At 35.2% G+C, this 20,045-nt stretch carries 19 protein-coding genes and 1 pseudogene; 16 read left to right on the plus strand and 4 right to left on the minus strand.

From position 1 onward, the window contains the following. Window positions 1–26 precede the first annotated feature (26 nt). On the minus strand, window positions 27–338 hold the full coding sequence (locus BN2144_RS10095) for a PepSY domain-containing protein (protein WP_033828122.1): 312 nt from the start codon (window positions 336–338) through the stop codon (window positions 27–29). A gap of 161 nt (window positions 339–499) precedes the next feature. On the opposite strand from BN2144_RS10095, the gene BN2144_RS10100 reads away from it, so the two are divergent. From BN2144_RS10100 to ytpR, 5 genes are all read left to right on the plus strand, one after another. Beyond that, entirely contained in the window at window positions 500–1,576 is a 1,077-nt protein-coding gene (locus BN2144_RS10100; protein WP_033828123.1) for a M42 family metallopeptidase, read from the plus strand. Window positions 1,577–1,748: 172 nt separating this feature from the next. Then, the gene (locus BN2144_RS10105; RefSeq protein ID WP_033828124.1) at window positions 1,749–2,273 is read left to right on the plus strand and encodes a DUF84 family protein; all 525 of its coding nucleotides are present in this window, start codon (window positions 1,749–1,751) and stop codon (window positions 2,271–2,273) included. A 171-nt stretch (window positions 2,274–2,444) separates the two neighbouring features. Then, the gene (locus BN2144_RS10110) at window positions 2,445–2,759 is read left to right on the plus strand and encodes a thioredoxin family protein (protein WP_033828125.1); all 315 of its coding nucleotides are present in this window, start codon (window positions 2,445–2,447) and stop codon (window positions 2,757–2,759) included. A gap of 42 nt (window positions 2,760–2,801) precedes the next feature. Beyond that, window positions 2,802–3,611, plus strand: a complete 810-nt coding sequence (locus tag BN2144_RS10115; RefSeq protein WP_033828126.1) for a DUF1444 domain-containing protein — start codon at window positions 2,802–2,804, stop codon at window positions 3,609–3,611. A gap of 4 nt (window positions 3,612–3,615) precedes the next feature. Next, window positions 3,616–4,224, plus strand: coding sequence for a YtpR family tRNA-binding protein (gene ytpR, locus BN2144_RS10120; protein WP_033828127.1), 609 nt, complete (start codon window positions 3,616–3,618; stop codon window positions 4,222–4,224). A gap of 322 nt (window positions 4,225–4,546) precedes the next feature. Here the strand turns inward: ytpR and BN2144_RS19700 are convergent, their stop codons facing one another. Then, window positions 4,547–4,753, minus strand: a complete 207-nt coding sequence (locus BN2144_RS19700) for a hypothetical protein (RefSeq protein WP_139017884.1) — start codon at window positions 4,751–4,753, stop codon at window positions 4,547–4,549. Window positions 4,754–4,802: 49 nt separating this feature from the next. On the opposite strand from BN2144_RS19700, the gene BN2144_RS10125 reads away from it, so the two are divergent. Both BN2144_RS10125 and murC read left to right on the plus strand, forming a co-directional pair. Next, window positions 4,803–7,922, plus strand: coding sequence for a DNA translocase FtsK (locus BN2144_RS10125; protein ID WP_050632279.1), 3,120 nt, complete (start codon window positions 4,803–4,805; stop codon window positions 7,920–7,922). 330 nt (window positions 7,923–8,252) lie between these two features. Then, window positions 8,253–9,569 carry a UDP-N-acetylmuramate--L-alanine ligase gene (murC, locus tag BN2144_RS10130; RefSeq protein ID WP_033828128.1) on the plus strand — a complete coding sequence of 439 codons (1,317 nt, stop codon included), beginning with the start codon at window positions 8,253–8,255 and terminating at the stop codon, window positions 9,567–9,569. Here the strand turns inward: murC and BN2144_RS19190 are convergent. Continuing rightward, entirely contained in the window at window positions 9,493–10,026 is a 534-nt protein-coding gene (locus tag BN2144_RS19190; RefSeq protein WP_082195202.1) for a LysR family transcriptional regulator substrate-binding protein, read from the minus strand. The two genes, murC and BN2144_RS19190, sit on opposite strands and share 77 nt — an antisense overlap. Here BN2144_RS19190 and BN2144_RS20980 point away from each other — a divergent pair. The 6 genes from BN2144_RS20980 (at window position 10,026) to BN2144_RS10165 (ending at window position 15,307) form a co-directional block, all read left to right on the plus strand. Next, on the plus strand, window positions 10,026–10,259 hold the full coding sequence (locus tag BN2144_RS20980) for a hypothetical protein (RefSeq protein WP_050632280.1): 234 nt from the start codon (window positions 10,026–10,028) through the stop codon (window positions 10,257–10,259). The two genes, BN2144_RS19190 and BN2144_RS20980, sit on opposite strands and share 1 nt — an antisense overlap. Continuing rightward, window positions 10,246–11,673: an NAD-dependent succinate-semialdehyde dehydrogenase gene (locus tag BN2144_RS10140; protein WP_033828580.1), complete on the plus strand. Its 1,428-nt coding sequence runs from the start codon at window positions 10,246–10,248 to the stop codon at window positions 11,671–11,673. The genes BN2144_RS20980 and BN2144_RS10140 overlap by 14 nt, the downstream gene beginning before the upstream one ends. 427 nt (window positions 11,674–12,100) lie before the next feature. Continuing rightward, window positions 12,101–12,562: a DUF948 domain-containing protein gene (locus BN2144_RS10150; RefSeq protein WP_033828130.1), complete on the plus strand. Its 462-nt coding sequence runs from the start codon at window positions 12,101–12,103 to the stop codon at window positions 12,560–12,562. An 11-nt stretch (window positions 12,563–12,573) separates the two neighbouring features. Beyond that, a complete protein-coding gene (locus BN2144_RS10155) occupies window positions 12,574–12,981 on the plus strand; it encodes a YtxH domain-containing protein (RefSeq protein ID WP_042337843.1) in 408 nt (135 codons plus the stop codon). Window positions 12,982–13,004: 23 nt separating this feature from the next. Next, window positions 13,005–13,334 (plus strand): bacillithiol system redox-active protein YtxJ, encoded by a 330-nt coding sequence (ytxJ, locus tag BN2144_RS10160; protein ID WP_033828131.1) that lies wholly within the window; start codon window positions 13,005–13,007, stop codon window positions 13,332–13,334. Window positions 13,335–13,645: 311 nt separating this feature from the next. Beyond that, window positions 13,646–15,307, plus strand: a complete 1,662-nt coding sequence (locus BN2144_RS10165; RefSeq protein ID WP_033828132.1) for a sigma-54 interaction domain-containing protein — start codon at window positions 13,646–13,648, stop codon at window positions 15,305–15,307. 211 nt (window positions 15,308–15,518) lie between these two features. Here BN2144_RS10165 and BN2144_RS19195 read toward each other — a convergent pair. After that, window positions 15,519–15,707 (minus strand): annotated as a pseudogene (locus BN2144_RS19195) (ATP-binding cassette domain-containing protein); the annotation flags it as partial. A gap of 270 nt (window positions 15,708–15,977) precedes the next feature. Between BN2144_RS19195 and BN2144_RS10170 the strand changes: the two are divergent. From BN2144_RS10170 to BN2144_RS10180, 3 genes are read left to right on the plus strand one after another with little or no spacing between them, the layout of a single operon-like run. Continuing rightward, entirely contained in the window at window positions 15,978–17,126 is a 1,149-nt protein-coding gene (locus BN2144_RS10170; protein ID WP_033828582.1) for an acyl-CoA dehydrogenase family protein, read from the plus strand. 19 nt (window positions 17,127–17,145) lie between these two features. Beyond that, window positions 17,146–18,333 carry a thiolase family protein gene (locus tag BN2144_RS10175; protein WP_033828133.1) on the plus strand — a complete coding sequence of 396 codons (1,188 nt, stop codon included), beginning with the start codon at window positions 17,146–17,148 and terminating at the stop codon, window positions 18,331–18,333. 36 nt (window positions 18,334–18,369) lie between these two features. Then, the gene (locus BN2144_RS10180; RefSeq protein WP_033828134.1) at window positions 18,370–19,959 is read left to right on the plus strand and encodes a long-chain-fatty-acid--CoA ligase; all 1,590 of its coding nucleotides are present in this window, start codon (window positions 18,370–18,372) and stop codon (window positions 19,957–19,959) included. Window positions 19,960–20,045 lie beyond the last annotated feature (86 nt).

The following is a 20,045-nucleotide window of genomic DNA, read 5'->3' on the forward strand; positions in this document are numbered from 1 at the left end:
ATAAGGATTGGCCCCTAAAACGAAAGTTATAAAGCAGTCCAGTCGATAATTGTTCCTGTTTTTGCATCTGCTAAAAACTCAAAATTATTCGTTTCCTCCTCATTTAATTGGGTAATTCCACCCCGATATACTTTATAGTTTAATGAGTTGCGTTCAATTGATTCTGGACTTGTCATAATCCAAGAGCCTGTTATTTTTCCGCCACTTGCAGTTGATTGTTTCACTTTGTGCAAAATTTCTTCTGATGTGTAAATTCCAGTATTTGATATTGCAGATTTTGTAAAATAACCAACTGTCGCCCCACAAATTAAACCGATAATAAAACCTTTCTTATTCATCCAACTCGCCTCCTACTATGAAAAAGTATAGCAAAAATCTAATTCATTTATGAAGTTATATTTAACAAATATGGATTACTTTTATAGAATGTTTATAAATATTTCTGTAAAATAAACATTGTACATAATCTTTCGTAAACCTAAAGAAATGGGGTAATTTTGTGAACAAAGAAACATTAGATTTATTTAAAACATTAACAGAACTTCCTGGAACTTCTGGAAATGAGCATTTTGTCCGGAAATTTATGCGAGAACAACTAGCAAAATATGCCGATGAAATCGTACAAGATGGACTTGGTAGTATCTTTGGAATAAAACGTGGAACGAGTGATAGTCCAACAATTATGGTGGCTGGGCATATGGATGAAGTTGGATTTATGGTCACATCCATTACAGATAATGGAATGATTCGATTTCAAACGTTAGGTGGATGGTCACCACAAGTACTACAAGCGCAACGGGTGCAAATTTTTACAGATAACGGTCCCATTGATGGGGTGATTAGCTCAATTCCTCCACATTTACTAAGAGGAACTGAAAATAAAAATAAAGTAACTGAAATTAAAGACTTATTAATTGATATTGGTGCTGATGATAAAAATGATGCGATACAAATTGGAATAAAACCAGGACAACAAATTGTCCCAGTTAGTGCTTTTACTCCTTTAGCAAATCCTAAAAAAATAATGGCAAAAGCATGGGATAATCGTTATGGATGTGGACTCGCAATTGAATTATTAAAAGAAGTTCAAGGAGAAACATTGCCAAATATTTTATATTCAGGTGCCACTGTTCAAGAAGAAGTTGGACTTCGTGGTGCAAGAACATCCGCTTATATGATTAAACCAGATTTATATTTTGCTCTCGATGCGAGTGCGGCAAATGATATGACAGGAGACAAGAATCAGTTTGGTCATATTGGGAAAGGCACACTTCTTCGGATTTATGACCCTACAATGGTTACTCACCGTGGATTACGTGAATTTATTTTAGATACAGCGGAATCTAACAAAATTCCATATCAATATTTTGTTTCTGGTGGGGGAACCGATGCAGGTCAAGTTCATCTTGCTAATGAAGGAATTCCAAGTGCAGTAATCGGTATTTGTGCTCGCTATATTCACTCACACACATCAATTATTCATGTTGATGATTATGCTGCTGCAAAGGAACTTCTCATCAAACTAGTTCGGTCCACTGATCGAACAACAGTTGAAAGTATCAAAGCAAATGGTTAATATGTTTAGTGAAGTTTTAAGCAATTAGGTGCCATTTAGGTGCTTAATTGCTTTTTTAAAGAAGGCTATGTTAGTGAAAATGAATTCGAAATAAAATGCTGACTATACCAATCATTGTCGAATAAGTGTAAAGTCAACATTTAAGATAAAAAGATAGAAAAGAGGAATCGGGATGAAAGTAGCAGTTGGGACAACAAATAAAGCAAAGTTAGAAGCAATTCGAAGTGTTTTTTTGGATGGTGTTGAGATTATTCCTTGTAAGGTTCCATCAAATGTTCGTGAACAACCTTTTTCAGACGAAGAAACAATTCAAGGAGCAATGAATCGGGCAAAAAATGCTTTAGTAGAAGTTAATGCTGATTTAGGAATTGGTTTAGAAGGTGGTGTAACAGAAACAAAAATTGGGTTAATGCTTTGCAATTGGGGCGCATTAGTTTTAAGAGAAAAAATAAATGAGCCTTATGTTGCTGGTGGAGCTCGGATCGTTTTACCAGAATATATTAGTAATCGACTACGTAACGGAGAAGAACTAGGGACTGTTATGGATGATTTTTGTCAGCAGAAAAATATTCGTTTCCATGAAGGTGCGGTTGGTATTTTTACCAATGGACAAGTAAATCGTGTCGAAATGTTCACCCATGTTGTTAAACTTTTGAAAGGTCAATATGAGTATGAACAAAAGGTAATTGCCGACTAGACGAGTTTCGAAGCCGCCTCAGGTCGTTCCTAAGATGCTCATCTGACCTATCAGTATAACAATTTTGACAAGGCAATAAAAAAACAAGATATTGGCATGACTTGTTGGACTTTGATAAACTCTAAAATAGATTGTAGAATAGTTTTATTATAATTGTTGGAGGTAATATAAATGGAAAAATTACATTCTGTAGAAGAATTTCAATCATTAAAAAACAATGGAGCACATGTATTTTTATTTACAGCTGGCTGGTGTCCAGATTGTCGTTTTATTGAACCATTTATGCCAGAAATTGAAAATAAATACAATGATTACAAATTTATTTCAGTTGACCGCGATGAGTTTATTGATTTATGTGCAGAGTTAGATATATTTGGTATTCCAAGTTTTATTGCATATAAAGATGGACAAGAACTCGGTCGTTTTGTTAGTAAAGATCGAAAAACTCAAGAAGAAGTTGAAAAATTTATGGATTCCTTGAAATAATAATTATCTACTTACAGGGGTTCGTAGCATGGAGGAATTCCAATGAAAATGACTATCCCAAAGTTAAGGGAAATTTTAGAAGAACGGCTCACGAGTGAAAATCGAAAAATTATTTATAATCGAGAACGGGACGAATTACGAGTTGAGGATTCGAAATTAAATAAAGGAATTACGATTTCTTTACCACCTATCATTAGTAAATTTGAAAAAAAGAAGGAACAAGCGATAGATGAAGTTGTTTATTATGTTGAAGAGGCGTTAAAAGCGATGGCTGCCCCAATTGAATTGACTGGACATGAGAAGAACATTTATCCAGTCATTCGCTCAACTTCCTTCCCAAAAAAGACCGATCACGGTGGCGATTTGCTTATCGATGAGCATACAGCTGAAACAAGAATTTATTATGCTTTAGATTTAGGTAATACGTATCGATTGATTGATGAAAAGATGGTTGAAAAGGAAAATTGGGATTCGAATAGGGTGCGTGAAATAGCAAGATTTAACTTAAGGTCACTATCAAATCCTCTGAAAAAAGATACTGTTGGCGGTAATGACTATTATTTTTTAAATACAAATGATGGTTATGACGCTAGCCGTATATTAAATGAAGGTTTAATGAAAGAAATGGAGGAGAAGGTGGAGGGAACACTCGCCATATCTATTCCTCATCAAGATGTCCTTATTTTTGCTGACATAAAAAATGACATGGGCTATGATATTTTAGCACAAATGACGATGAGCTTCTATACAACGGGATCAATTCCGATTACCGCTTTGTCCTTTTATTATGAAGATGGCAAGCTTGAACCAATTTTTATTATGGCAAAAAACCGACCGACAAGAAAGGAGTAATGGAATGAATATATTTTACAATAAAGAGGGAATTGGCGATACAATGTTAATATCGTTTAAACCTGTAAATAATGAAAACTTTACATATGAGAAAAATGAAGATGTCGTAAAAATAATCTGTAGTGAAACGAAGGAAACTGTTGGCTATAATCTATTCAATGCATCTAAATATGTAACTTTTACAACAGAACGAGGACAAGTTCAACTGACAGAGGAACTGGTTAACAGTTTGAATAACATTATTAACAATCATGGATTTAATGAAAAATTAGAAGCCGATTTTTCACCTAAATTTGTTGTCGGTTTTGTAAAGGAAAAGGAAAAACATCCTCAAGCAGATAAATTAAGCGTTTGTCAAGTCGATGTTGGTGAAGAAACATTACAAATTGTCTGTGGAGCTCCGAATGTAGATAAAGGTCAAAAAGTTGTTGTAGCAAAATTAGGTGCGGTTATGCCAAGTGGTGTAGTTATTCAACCGGCAGAATTAAGAGGAATTCCATCACAAGGGATGATTTGTTCAGCTAGAGAATTGGAGTTACCGAACGCTCCAAAAGAAAAAGGGATTCTCGTATTAGACGACACATATACAGTTGGTCAAAAATTTGAATTTTAACTATTACGGGGCTATCTAGAGAGTCGTATCCTCGACCTTTGGATGCCTCTTTTTTTGGTCACTAGCAAAGTATAAATTTTTTAGCGAATAGGAAAGAATAAATTTTCCAATTTTTACTTTCCAATACGCATATGTGTACAAGGAAGACTTCGGTAGCGTTGCATCGCCGCCGAAAAAAGGCTCTTTCGGAGAACGACGGCTCTAGCCCTGAGTTTTCTTTAAAAAATAAGAAAGTATACTATTCCAATTACCTTTTAATATGAACGGAGAGTAAAGGGCCGGGTGTAGGTTGTCCGGCTTTTCTTAATCGAGAAATGGGCCTCTATAACCGCTCTATGTGACCTTTTCCGTCATTTTCACCGCGAAATGGTCTAGATACCCGTTTCTTCCTTTTTTGCTTCAAAATTTCATCATTTTTGTTGAACATCGTTTTTGGATTTCCCCCTTTTTTTGCCACCTCTTTATTTAATAAAACTCCTTTATCCAACATAACAGGTAGTGTTTTTCTTTCTTTTTCTTCCCTTCCCATTATTTTATAGTAAAATGTTAATGTATGTTTGATAGAAAGAGTGATTGATATGGATTGGTATAAAAAGTTACTGTCATTTTATCGGGATGAAGAAGACCAGATGGAAGATAGTATAACACCAGATGATCATCAAAATAAAGATTTGCAGACACGGGTTGCTTATCAATATCCGAAATTACCGCATAGAAAAACAACTAATCATCAAGCCTATGAGGAAACAAGAAATCGGCCGCAAACGAGTCAAGGTATATCTAATATACACGAATTGTTAAATAATCGGCATGTAAAGAATCGTTATTCATTCAATGAGGATAAAGAAAAAGAAGAAATTCGGACGGAACAAGTTGATCATAAAATTACGCTTAATGAAAATAAGACGCAAACAAAGGAGAAAATAATAACTGAGAGTGAAAAAAATTATAAGAAAACACCGTTTCAACCAACTGAAATTCCTTCACCTATATTTGGATTTCAAAGAAAGAAGAAACAAAATGATATTATTGAGTTTGAGCTCACTTCATTTGAATTAGAATATGAAACAAAGACTCATGTATATTTTGAAGAAAATAACATAAAAGAAAATAATACATATATACATGAAAAGAAACAATTAGCCTGTAATGAAAGTAATCCTGCGCAAGTTGAAGAAAACGTAAATTTTTGGTCAGCGACACAAGAAAATCAGCATACAGTAGATAATTTAGAGATTCCATCTAACAGTGATGAACAAAAGCTAAATGAAGATAACAAAGTACAATTCCAACAAGAGATTCTCACCCAAGTTGAAAAAGTAAAATATCCAGGCAGTTATGAGATAGATGAGTTTAATCAGCCAGATGAAAGTGAAAGCAAGCAGGGACAAAATGGGGATAATCCGTTAAATGAAAGAGTTCAAGATAAAACGATTCAGATGGATAAAAGTGAACAGGATTTGGCACAAGATGAAGTGATTGAGCTAAATAAAAGTGAACACATTCTAGAACAAAACGAGAAAAAAGGTCTAGAGAAAAGGGAAGAAAATTTAGCTCAAGATGAAGTGAATGAGTTAGTAGACAGTGAAATGAATATTGCAAAGAATGGACCACGAGTTAACGAGCATGTTGGAATACAAGAAGAAATCGTAGAAGAAAATGAAGCAGTTGCAGAAGTACGGGACGAATTATCTATCGATTCATCTACAGAAATACAACAAATGGAAGATGAAACAGAGGAGAGAATTGATCTAGACGGGAATATTGCTGAAGTGAAAAGTCCTGGAATAGATGAGGATACGGATAAAAACGAACAAACGGAACCATTGATTACTAGTCAAGAAATTGAAAAAGAGCGTAATCATGAGGATGAACAAAGTAATCGAACACGTACACCAAAAAAACATTTACCTTTTAATGTAATCATGTTAAAAAAAGATCGAGAACTTTGGAAGAAAAGGAATGAAAGAAGAGCGACTGCCGAAAAAAATCCATCTCGTGAAGATTTGAAAAGAAATAATGAAGAAATGCGAAAACAAATTCCGGCAACACAAAATGATGAAAAGATTGAGACGAATAAAAACTCTTCCTCTTCAACCCTATCGTCATTGCTAGCTCATGCATCAATGGAAGAGGAATTGGATGATAACAATATAGTTGTTGAAAAGAATGATGACATAATAAGCACTTCTCAACCTGGTGTAATAACAAGAAATGACCATCATTCAACTGTAAAGGAATGGGTACACGCCGAAAAACAAATTTCCACAACAATTAGCAATAATGAGTATGAAACGTATGAATTTCCATCACGAGAGTTTTTGAAAAAGACAACAACGGAACAGTTGAGTGAAGAATGGATAGAAGACCAAAAGGCGATTTTGAATAATACCCTTCGTAGTTTTCATGTAGGGGCAAAAGTCGTTGATGTTGCGGTTGGTCCGACTGTAACTCGATTCGAATTATCACCAGATTTGGGTGTGAAAGTCAGCAAAATAACAAATTTAACCGATGATTTAAAACTTAGTCTAGCTGCGAAAGATATCCGGATTGAAGCACCGATTCCTGGGAAACACACAATAGGCATTGAAGTTCCGAATAAAGTAAGTCGTCCTGTCTTTTTACGCGATATTATTAATGAACCAACTTTTAATGATGCAAACTCTCCTTTGACTGCGGCACTTGGGCTTGATATAACAGGAAAACCAGTAATTACTGATATAAAAAAGATGCCACATGGTCTTATTGCAGGAGCAACTGGTTCTGGTAAAAGTGTTTGCATCAATACGTTTATTATTAGTCTACTATATAAAGCAAAGCCAGATGAAGTGAAATTATTACTTATTGATCCAAAAATGGTTGAATTGTCACCTTATAATGGAATTCCGCATTTAATTAGTCCGGTCATTACAGATATTAAAGCAGCAACACAAGCATTAAAATGGGCTGTTGATGAAATGGAAAGAAGATATGAGTTATTTGCTCATACAGGTGTTCGCGATATAGGGAAATTCAATGAGAAATGTGACATACAAGAGCAAAAACTACCTTATATTGTTATTGTTATTGATGAGTTGGCAGATTTAATGATGATGGCACCGAATGATGTTGAAGAAGCTATAGCCCGAATTGCGCAAAAAGCAAGAGCATGTGGAATCCATTTGTTAATTGCTACACAGCGCCCATCAGTCGATGTGATTACAGGTTTAATTAAAGCAAACGTCCCAACTCGAATAGCGTTTTCTGTTTCTAGTCAGATTGATTCACGAACAATTATTGACATAAGTGGAGCAGAAAGACTCCTTGGCAAAGGAGATATGTTGTTCGTTGAGAATGGGACAGCAAAGCCTTTCCGTGTGCAAGGGGCATTTATATCTGATGAAGAAATTGAAAAAGTGGTTGAACATGTAAGAATGCAAGGGGAACCTAATTATTTATTTGAACAAGAAGAACTGATTAGAAAATCTGATTTTGCGGAGAACGACGAATTACTTTATGAAGCTTGTGAATTTGCTTTTGAGCAAGGGAATATTTCAACTTCAAGTTTGCAGCGCCATTTCCGAATCGGCTATAATCGAGCCGCACGAATTATTGAATTAATGGAGAATAAAGGTATGATTTCAGAAGCAAGGGGAAGCAAACCAAGAGATGTATTAATGACAAATGAAGACTTAGAGCGGCTAAAGGAATTTTTATAAGAGATAAAACATATTTGGCTATGGGACTTTAAGTTTAGTTGGAAATGGTTAAACCATTAAAGAGGAGAAGACTAACATTTTCTCCTCCTTTTACAAAGTAGAAATGAATATACTATAAGAATAACTTGTGGAAGGCATCGATAATATATAAAGAGAGATGATAGTTTTTTAAATAATAAAGTGTTATAATATTTTAAGTGTAAATTCGTGAGTACCATTGTATACATCGGTACATTTATTAGCTGTTTTAAATTCGATGGACACAACACGAATTTAGTTGTTTTATACATATAATGCATATTATATAGTGACATTGTTGGAGGTTCTAACATGACTATTTATCATTTTGTAGGAATTAAAGGTTCCGGGATGAGTGCTCTTGCGCAAATCCTTCATAATATGGGTCTACAAGTTCAAGGATCAGATGTAGAAAAACATTACTTTACTCAAGATGCCTTGGAAAAATTAGGGATTGAAATATTACCATTTAATGCAGATAATATAAAACCAGGAATGACAATAATTGCGGGGAATGCCTTCCCAGATACACATGAAGAAGTTGAAAGAGCAAAGGAATTAGGGCTTCCTATTATTCGATATCATCGTTTTCTAGGTGACTTTCTTCAAAACTATACGAGCATCGCAGTAACTGGTTCCCATGGGAAAACGTCAACGACAGGATTACTTTCCCATGTTATGGAATTAGCAAAACCTACTTCATATTTAATAGGGGATGGTACGGGAAAAGGAGTTAAAGACTCGACGTATTTTGTGTTTGAAGCATGTGAATATCGACGCCATTTCTTATCATACTTTCCAGATTACTGTATTATGACAAATATTGATTTTGATCATCCAGATTATTATGCAAATGTAGAGGATGTATTCTCAGCATTCCAAGAAATGGCTTTACAGGTGAAGAAAGGAATCATTGCTTATGGCGACGATGAACATTTACAGAAAATTCAAGCAAAGGTTCCTGTTCTCTTTTATGGATTCGGTGACGAAAACGACTTTCAAGCTCGTAATATAGAAATAACGAGCGAAGGAACAACTTTTGACGTGTTTGTACGAAACAATTATTATTCTACCTTTTCTATCCCATTATTTGGAGATCATAATGTCTTAAATGCTTTAGCCATCATTACGATTTGCCATTATGAGGATATAGATGCATCAGTAATCCGTGAAGGTTTAAAAACTTTTCATGGAGTTAAAAGGCGGTTTACTGAGAAAAAAATAGGCTCACAAATATTAATTGATGACTATGCCCACCATCCAACTGAAATTCGTGCAACATTAAATTCGGCAAGACAAAAATATCCAGATAAAAAATTAGTTGCCGTTTTTCAACCACATACATTTACAAGAACGCAAACATTTTTAAATGACTTTGCTGATAGTTTGAATGGCGCGGACGAAGTTTTCCTTTGCGAAATTTTCGGTTCAGCGCGTGAAAATCACGGGAACTTATCAATTAATGATTTACAGTCAAAAGTCGATGGAGCACAAATTTTACAAGAAAAGGATGTAGAAAAATTAGCTACATTTGACAATAGTGTAATTCTTTTCATGGGTGCTGGTGATATTCATAAATACCAAGAAGCATACGAAACATATTTAGCCAATAATCATAAAACGATATAAAATAAGCTGTCCATAAATGCCAACACGATACAATAGCTAGATTAGACTGGCTATTGTATCGTGTTGGCTGCGTTTGTGGACCGCTTTTTTTTATTTCCTTTTCAATATGTAAACCTTGATCAAAATCTGGGTTTTGAAAGAGACGAATAAAATGTTTGGCGCTGTTGGAGATATAACGATCTTTTAACCAGATAATAGCAGAGTTTGATACGATTTTTGTATTTTGAATCCGAAGCATTTGAACACCACGAATATTATTTCTGGACAAGGTAGATTCAGGTACGATGGTGACACCGATTTCATTACTAACCATCTCTAAAATAATGTCAACATCTGGGTATTCACAAATAATATTTGGAACTAGATTTCTTTTATTAAATTCATTTATGATAAGTTCGTATTGGCCAACAACACTACTACGATGTAATAATATTAAAGGTAAATGTCTGAATTTAATTGAAGCTTGGAAAAGGACGGACTGAAGAAGAGAAACAACTTATTGGTGATGCAGTGTTTGACCAAATCCAAAGTCATTTTCAGGAGTTGTTTGAAAAGAGATATTTAGCACATTATCGATGGAAATCTATGAATTCCAAACAGAATCATAGAAACGAAATAATATTCATAAACGATATAAGTAAAAAAGTAAGGAGTGTTGTGCATGAAAACGAGTACGATTCAAAACTATAAATTATTGATTAATGGGGTGTGGATTGGAGATGACTTAGAACAAATCGAGGTGATAAATCCGGCAACAAATGAAGTGATTGCAACTGTTCCAAAAGCTGGAGGAGGCGAGGCTCTAGCTTGTGTCGACGCAGCTTATGAAGCTCTTTCTGAATGGTCACAAAAAACGGCTGAAGAACGTGGGCGTCTGCTATTTAAATGGTTTTCATTAATTGAAGAACAAAAAGAATACTTAGGAAAAATGATGACGATGGAACAAGGGAAGCCATTAAAAGAAGCAATTGGGGAAATTAGTTATGCGAACGGGTATATCTCTTGGTATGCAGAGGAAGGAAAAAGGGTGTACGGAGATATCGTACCTGCTTCTCACCCAAATAAAAGAATTTTTATAAGAAAACAACCCGTTGGTGTAGTTGCAGCAATTACACCTTGGAATTTTCCGGCAGCGATGATTACACGAAAGGTGGCACCAGCACTCGCAGCGGGATGTACAATTGTAATTAAACCTGCTACACAAACACCGTTAACAGGAATTAAACTTGTTGAATTAGCAAACCAAGCAGGTATTCCGAAAGGTGTCGTTAATATCGTAACTGGAAGTTCTAGTGAAATAGGTAAAGTTTGGATGCGTGATGAGCGAGTGCGAAAAATCACATTCACCGGTTCTACTGAAGTTGGTAAATTATTAATGAAGCAAGCGGCCGACACAGTGAAGAAAATATCGTTAGAATTAGGTGGTCTTGCACCATTTATCATCATGGACGATGCCGATATTGATAAGGCAGTTCAAGGCTTACTTACATCTAAATTTAGAAATGCGGGACAAACTTGCATTTGTGCAAATCGAATTTATGTTCATAAGTCGATTGAAGAAGAGTTTACAGTAAAGTTTGCTAATGCTGTTTCAAAGCTAAAAGTAGGGAATGGATTGGATGAAAGTACAGATATTGGTCCATTAATTGATTTATCTGCGATTGAAAAAGTGGATGAGCAAGTACAAGATGCTATTCAAAAAGGGGCAAAAGTGGTTGTAGGAGGAAAATCAGTTGAAGGAAGTAACGGGCATTTTTATGAGCCAACTGTCTTAACAAAAGTGACTGACCAAATGGTATGCATGACTGAGGAAACTTTTGGACCACTAGTACCAATAACAACCTTTGAAACTGAAGATGAAGTAATAAAAAGAGCAAACAATACGCCATTCGGTTTAGCCTCTTATATCTTTACAGAGAATATCGGCAAAGCCATTCGACTAAGTGAAGCTCTAGAATATGGTATTGTCGGAATCAATGATGGTGCACCATCTACACCGCAAGCTCCTTTTGGTGGATTTAAAGAGAGTGGGCTTGGTCGTGAAGGTGGCTATCAAGGGATAGAAGAATATTTGGAGACGAAATATATTTCATTGGGATTTTAATATTAGATAAAAATAGGTAGAGGATGGCCGTTGGGGGAGGATTTGTCTATATATTCTCCTATAGGTTCTCCTCCTTTCTTACTTCAAAACAAAGGAGTGGAAAAGATGTCTGATACAAAACTGTGGACGAAAGATTTCATTTTTATTGTTAATTTTTTTATATTTATAACCTCTTTATTATTAATGGCAGTGATGTCACTGTTTGCTTAAGCCCTGAGTTTTCTTTACGTTATTTTATATTGTCATCCCCCGAATAAAAATGAGAAATTCAAGAAATACCTTCCCTTTTATGCTAATTTTCTACTATATTTCGTATAATTTTCCAAAATGTTTATTTGTGACTCGATTCTTCTTTGTAAAAATGTTTTAATTAAAATAGAATGAAAAGAAGGATTTTACTAGGTAAAAGTAGAAGGGAGTTAATCTAATGGAAGCAGTATTATACATAAGTGTGGCGGTTATTGCAATCGCATTTTTCATCTTAGTCATTTATATCATTCAAACACTAAAGTCATTAACACAAACATTAAACAACATTTCACATACGGTTGAGGGGTTAGAAGAGCAATTACAAGGGGTAACAAGAGAGACGGAAAGCTTACTAAAAACAACGAATCATTTGGCCGAAGATTTAAGTGAAAAATCAAAAAGACTCGATTCAGTAGTCATTGCAGTAGAAGAAGTTGGGAAGACCGTTCAATCATTTAATCATTCATTAACGGGGATTTCTAATAAAATTATTAACAAAATATATACCAATGAGGAAAAACTATCACAAGTAGTCGGTTGGGGGAAAATTGCAATGGAGTTTAAAGATAAGTGGAAACAAGTAAGAGCGCGAAAAAAACAAACAGAAACGCATATTGTTATTGAAAAACAAGAGGAATAGGGGGATACGATATGGAAGAAAAAAGATCGACTGAAACAAAGGAGACGAAAGATTTCTTAACTGGGGTTATAATTGGTGGTATTGTCGGTTCACTAGCAGCATTATTATTTGCACCTAAGTCTGGCAAAGATATTCGTCATGATCTTCAGTCAAAAGCATATTTAGCTCTAGATAAAACCGATGAACTGAAAAACATCGTCATTCAAAAAGGAAATGATGTACGAGAATTTGCGAGTGATGCAAAAGGGCGAATGACCAAAGCAGTTAAAGAACAAACCGATGTTCTTGTTGGTGCTGTTCAATCGGTTACGAAAAAAACTGGCGAAGATGCAATAGAAGTATTAGAGGATGCAAGAAAAACAATTGAAGAATTATCGAATGAAATTGATGAAAAATTGGATGCTTTAAAAAACAATTGATCAAAGTGGAAGGGGAAAGGGCAATGGGGTTAAAACAAATATACGAAAAGCAAGACCTCCGAACAATTCTAGAACAGGAAAGTCATTTCTTCCTCTTCAAACATAGCCTTACGTGTCCAATTAGCCAAGGAGCATTTGAACAATTCAATGAATATTTATCGAAACATAGTAAAATAAACGGCTATTATTTAACTGTTCAAGAAAGTCGGACATTATCAAATGATATTGCTGACCAATACGAAATTAAACATGAATCACCTCAAATATTTTATATGAAAAACGGATTGGTACAATGGCATACATCCCATCAAAAGATTACCGTTTCTGCAATCGAAGAAATTGTAAATAGCTAAAAGTTGAATATACTTAATTAAATAATTCGAACAAACGGAGGCTTGTCCTAAGAAAACCGATTTCTAATGGACAGCCTTTCTTTATAAGGGGAAAATGAACATTTTTTTAGCTAATAGGAAAGTATAAATTTTCAAACTTTTACTTTCCTTGTACGCTTAAGCGAAAAAGGAAGGCTTCGAGCATTACAATAAAGCCGAAAAACTCTCTTTCCATTCGGCTCAATACTCTTTGGTTTCCTAAGGCTTGAGTCTTGAGTTTTCTTTGAATTGTTAATATAAAAACTTTATGTCGGGGAGTAGGTGATATCTGTATGGAATTATTAAATCAATTTCCTTTTCCTTCCGTAATAACAAATGAGAATGGGGAAATTTTATCCTATAATGAATTATTTCGTGAGCAATGTAATTTAAATATTGGCCAACAGCTTTCTGAATTTATCGCTATGATCCCTTATCAAACCGACGAAAATTTACTATTTGGAACCATTAATGAACATGAATATTTATTTCTAAAAAGTAATATAAATGATGATCAATATTTATTTATCGGTATGCAATCAGATGGAATTACAGATCTAATAAATAGGTTAGAGGAAACGAAAATTCAAAAGGAACAACTTGAAGTAATTTTTGAACACTCATATGATGGATTATATCTCACAAATAAGGATGGGTTAACGATAAAAACAAATGCTGCCATTGAGCGTATTACGGGAATCCCGAAAGAATACTATATAGGGAAAAACGTAAATAATTTAATGAAACGAGGAATTTTAAAAAACTCGGTTACAATCGAAGCATTAAGGAAAAAAGAAACCGTTTCCTATGTACAAAAAGGTTACCAAGGCAATATTACTTTATTAACAGGGGTACCGGTTCTCGATCAACAAGGAAATATTGAAATGGTTGTCACGAATATACGTGATTTAACAGACTTAAATCGGATTCAAGCAGAAAATAGTAATTATTTCAATAGAGATCATTCACAACAAGAAAACGAACTCCGTGACCTTTCGAAATATGAAGAGGAATTTGGAATCATTGTTCAAAGTGAGTCAATGACAACAATTTATGAAACGGCAAAGAGAATTGCAAAATTTGATGCGACGATATTAATATTAGGTGAGACCGGTGTTGGAAAAGACGTGTTAACGAATTATATTTTTCAAAATAGTCATCGTGTGAAAACAGGTAAACTAATTAAAGTAAATTGCGGTGCGATTCCACCTGATTTACTCGAATCAGAACTTTTTGGTTATGAGGCTGGAGCATTTACTGGAGCTAATCGACAAGGAAAACCAGGAATGTTTGAATTGGCCAATAAAGGAACAATTTTTTTAGATGAAATTGGTGAACTACCATTAAATTTACAAGTGAAATTACTGCGCATATTACAAGAGGGTGAAATACAGCGGGTAGGAGCGACAAAGCCAAAGAAAATAGATGTTCATATTATTGCGGCAACCAATCGAAATTTACATGATATGGTTGATCGGGGTGAGTTTCGAGAAGATTTATATTACCGTTTAAATGTAATTCCAATCCATCTTCCACCTTTACGCGAACGCCGAGAAGATATTTTTCCATTAATTCATCTGTTTCTAAAAAAATATAATCAAAAATATCAATTGCATAAAGAATTTGATTATGAGCTAATTGACTTTCTTACTGAATATGACTGGCCAGGCAATATCCGCGAATTGTCAAACTTAATTGAACGATTAGTCGTAACGACACAGCAAGATCGAATTTTTATTCATCATCTTCCAAATGAATATCAATCTTCAATAATAGGTGTCCATCAACGACAAACCTCGTTAAAAGAAGCGGTCGAGCATATTGAAAAGAAAATGTTAATGAATGCGGTGAAAAAGTATCAGAATACATATGAAATTGCAAAAGCATTACAGACAAGCCAACCAACAGTAGTGAGAAAGTTGAAAAAATATAATATTAAAGTAAAAAGTGAATAAGGGTTGATTGGGCTATTCCATTAATAAAGTGGGATAGCTTTTTTTAGCAAATAGGATAGTAAAAATTTTCCAATTCCTACTATCCAATACGCATCAGTACACAAGGAAGGCTCTAGCAGCATTGCATCAAAGACGATAAACTCTCTAGAACGGTTGAAGACGCTCAAATCGCGGAGAAAAAGGATCAAACGGTCATCTAGAAGGGTTATTAAGGTTCGTCCATCAAGAATAATTTTGCATCCCGAACAATGGCACGACCAAGAGCAACCCGTTGATGTTGACCACTAGATAATGCTTTTGGTTTACGGTCTAAGTATTGTACAAGACCAAAGATTTTTATAGCTTCTTTAACACATTGGTCGAATTCTTCTTTTGGCATTTTTCTTAATTCAAAATTGAATTGTTTAATCCATTTTTAAATCATCTAATCGAGCAGTTATTTTATAAATTAATTCATAAGTAAATTAACCACTCTTTCTTTAAAAAACAAAAGTGATTAGTGAACATATCATTATGAGTATTTTGAGTACTAGAAATTTATTACGAGTTAGATAAGTCCTGTTTTGTTGCCGTATTGAACAGAAGTCTCCTTAAAAATGACAACATCTTTAATAGTTGGCACGCTTCTTGCACTATAAATAAGTGACACATAATAAGGATGTGAAGAATGATGAACTTTCAATTTGATGAAGAAATATTGCTCCTAAAAGCGAGTGTCCGTGACTTTATTCAAAATGAAGTTGAATCCGTTGCCATGCGAATTGAAGAGGAGGACCAAATTCCTCAAAACATATTTGAAATGTCAAAACAGCTAGGGCTTTTTGGTTTAAGTATCCCTGAAAAATATGGTGGCCTCGGAATTGGGATGGTTGGGAAATGCGCCATTTATGAAGAGATTGGTCAGACTCATAACGGATACACAACATTAATTGGTGCTCATACAGGGATAGGGACAGTTGGAATTGTTGAATTTGGAAGTGAAGAACAAAAGAAAAAATATTTGCCTGCAATGGCTCGTGGTGAGAAAATTGGTGCTTTTGCATTAACGGAACCGAATGCAGGGTCAAATGCAGCGAATTTAAAAACATCGGCGATTAAAAAAGGTGATAAATATATTTTGAATGGGACAAAACATTATATTACAAATGCAACAGAAGCGGATATTTTCACAGTAATGGCTGTGACCGACCCAACAAGAGGTGCACGAGGGATTACCGCATTCATCGTAGAAAAAGATTTTCCAGGATTCCAAATTGGCGCCGTAGAAAGAAAAATGGGTTTAAAAGGTTCCCATTCAGCAGAAATAATCTTAGAAGACTGTGAAGTACCAGTGGAAAACGTACTTGGTCAAGAAGGGCAAGGCTATATTAATGCTTTAAAAATATTAACGAATGGTCGTGCTGGTTTAGCGGCAAGAAATTTAGGTAGCAGTCAAAAATTATTAGATATGGCAATAACTTATGCACTAGAACGGACACAATTCGACGTTCCTATTATTGAACATCAGGCAGTCGCCCATATGCTTGCAGAAATGGCTGTAGAAATTGAAGCATTACGTTCATTTACTTACCGAGTGGCATGGATGGTCGATCAAGGTCAAAATGTGATTAAAGAAGCGGCCATGTTAAAGCTCTATGGTTCCGAAGTATATAATCGTGTAGCGGATAAAGCATTACAAGTTCATGGTGGATTAGGTTATATTGCAGATTATCCAATTGAAAGATATTACCGTGATGCACGGATTACAAGAATATATGAAGGAACGTCTGAAATTCAAAAAAATATTATTGCTAAACAGTTAGTAAAAGAATTTAGTTAGGATCGAAAGAGGTGAAGTCATGTCAAGAGATGAAGTTGTTATCGTAAGCGCTGTCAGGACACCAATTGCATCCGATGGTGGTTCTTTAAAAAATATAAGTTCTGGGCATTTAGCAGCACTTGTCATCAATGAAGCAATCAAACGTGCACAGATTGAACGGAATTTGATTGATGAAGTCATTATGGGAGAAGTCCGGCAAACAACCGAATCATCGAATGTTGCAAGAGTTGCATCTCTAAGGGCAGGTATTCCAGAATCAACGCCAGCATACATGGTGAACCGACTTTGCGCTTCGGGAATGCAAGCGGTTGTATCTGGTGTAAAAGATATTCTTTTAGGTGATGCAGAAATTGTTGTTGCAGGTGGAACTGAAAGTATGAGCCGATCCCCCATTTATCTTAGAAATGCTCGATTTGGAGAACAAACTCCTATTTTAGTAGATTCCAATACAGAAGCAGGTCAGCAACCGAATGAGATGTATGGGGCGAATTTAAGTATGGGAATGACGGCAGAAAATGTTGCTGAACGATTTGGCATATCAAGAGAAGATCAGGATTATTTTGCCTTTGAAAGCCAAGCTAGAGCAAAGAAAGCAATGGAAAGTGGACGGTTTCAAGAAGAAATTTTGCCCATTGAAGTAAAGATAAGAAAAGAGACATTTATTTTTTCTAAAGATGAACATCCAAGAGGAAATACATCTTTAGAAAAATTAGCAGCATTAAAACCGGTATTTAAACAAAATGGGACCGTAACAGCAGGGAATGCTTGTGGAAGAAATGATGGGGCTAGTTCACTAGTTATGATGAAAAGACAAAAAGCAGATGATTTAGGCTTAAAACCACTTGCAAAAATTGTTGACTGGGCGGTATCTGGTGTTTCCCCTGAAATAATGGGAATTGGTCCCGTTCCAGTCGTAAAAAAGCTGCTTACAAGGCAAAAGAAAACCATTCATGATATTGATTTATTTGAACTAAATGAAGCCTTCGCCGCGCAAGCCTTAGCTTGTATACGTGAATTATCGTTAGATCACGAGAAAGTTAATGTCAATGGTGGAGCAATTGCACTCGGTCATCCTGTTGGTGCAACTGGTGCAAGAATAATTACAACTTTACTGCATGAAATGATGAAAAGAAATCAACAATTTGGAATCGCCACATTATGTGTTGGTGGGGGTCAAGGAATGGCAACAATGATTGAACGAATCTAGCTTTATAAGTTTTCAATTTTGAAAGGATGGTTATTAATGGAAAAACTTTGGTACAAACATGTCGCAAAAGGAAATCCAATTACAATTGACATCCCAGAAATTACTCTATTAGAGCTGTTTCAACAATCCGTAGAAAAATATCCGAATAACATCGCAATGACTTTTTTTCATAAGACATTTACATACAGTGAGTTAAATCATCTCATCAAAATTGCTGAAAGCTCTTTACAACGCAGGGGTGTGAAAAAGGGTGACCGAGTCGGCATGATGCTACCAAATTGTCCACAATATGTCATTGGCTATTATGCATCGCTTCTAGCAGGTGCAATAGTTGTCCAAATTAATCCGATGTACAAAGCGGATGAATTGCTTCACGTATTAAATGATTCAGGCACGAAAACGATATTTGTTTTAGATCAAATGCAACCATTAATCGAGGGGGTGAAAGATAAAACAGCTGTTACAAATGTTATTACTGTTTCATTTGAAAATGAACAAAACACGTTTAATGATCTTTTTTTAGAGACAAATATCCCGTTTGAAGAAGTATCAATGAATCCGAAAGAGGATGTTGCTGTACTTCAATATACAGGTGGTACGACAGGGCGGTCAAAAGGAGCAATGTTGACGCATTATAATTTAGTCGCAAACACATTGCAAAGTTCAGCTACATCCATTTCTAAAACGAAACTTGGTGAGGAACGAGTATTAACCATTTCCCCATTATTTCATGTTTACGGCATGACGAGCTGCATGAACTTGACATTTTACATTGGTGGAAATCTTATTTTAGTACCAAAGTTTGATGTAGAGATGGTCGTAAAGATTATTGAACAAACAAAACCAACCGTATTCCCTGGTGTGCCAACGATGTATATTGCTCTATTAAACTATTACAAAGAAAAGCAATTTGACTTAAGTATTTTAAGGACTTGTATTAGTGGTTCAGCACCATTACCAGTAGAAGTCATGACAAGTTTTAATAAAGTAACTGGAACTTCCGTTGCTGAAGGTTATGGCTTGTCGGAAGCATCACCAGTAACACATCGGAATCCAATTGAAGGAATGCAAAAGCCAGGAAGTATCGGAATTCCGATACCGAATACAGATGCTAAAATTGTGGACACAGCATTAGGAGAACAGGAATTGCCAATTGGAGAAGTAGGAGAACTTGTCATTAAAGGTCCACAAATTATGAAAGGATACTGGAATAATCTAGAGGAAACAGAAGTAACGATTCGTAATGGTTGGCTTTATACGGGTGATTTGGCCAGGATGGATGAGGACGGATTTTTCTATATTGTTGGTCGAAAAAAAGAACTCATTATTGCAAGTGGCTACAATGTGTATCCAATTGAGGTGGAAGATGTTTTATATACACATCCAAAAGTGTTGGAAGCTGCAGTTTTTGGTGTCCCTGATCCATATCGTGGTGAGACGGTGAAAGCTGTTGTCGTTTTGAAAGATGGAGAGCAGCTAACTGAACAAGAGTTAATCGATTACTGTAAAGAACGATTAGCTGCATATAAAGTTCCAAAATCAATTGATTTTGTTAAAGAATTACCGAAAACCGCTGTTGGTAAAATTTTAAAACGAGTAATCAAAGATCAATATATCCGTGCATAACAAGAAATTGCATGTCACTTTAGCGAATTCACACTTTTGCCCATGTACTTAGTTTCTTATTCCTCTTATTCAATCGGAGGTTATTT

Origin of the sequence: Bacillus andreraoultii (assembly GCF_001244735.1) — a bacterium.
Classification (GTDB): domain Bacteria; phylum Bacillota; class Bacilli; order Bacillales; family Caldibacillaceae; genus Caldifermentibacillus; species Caldifermentibacillus andreraoultii.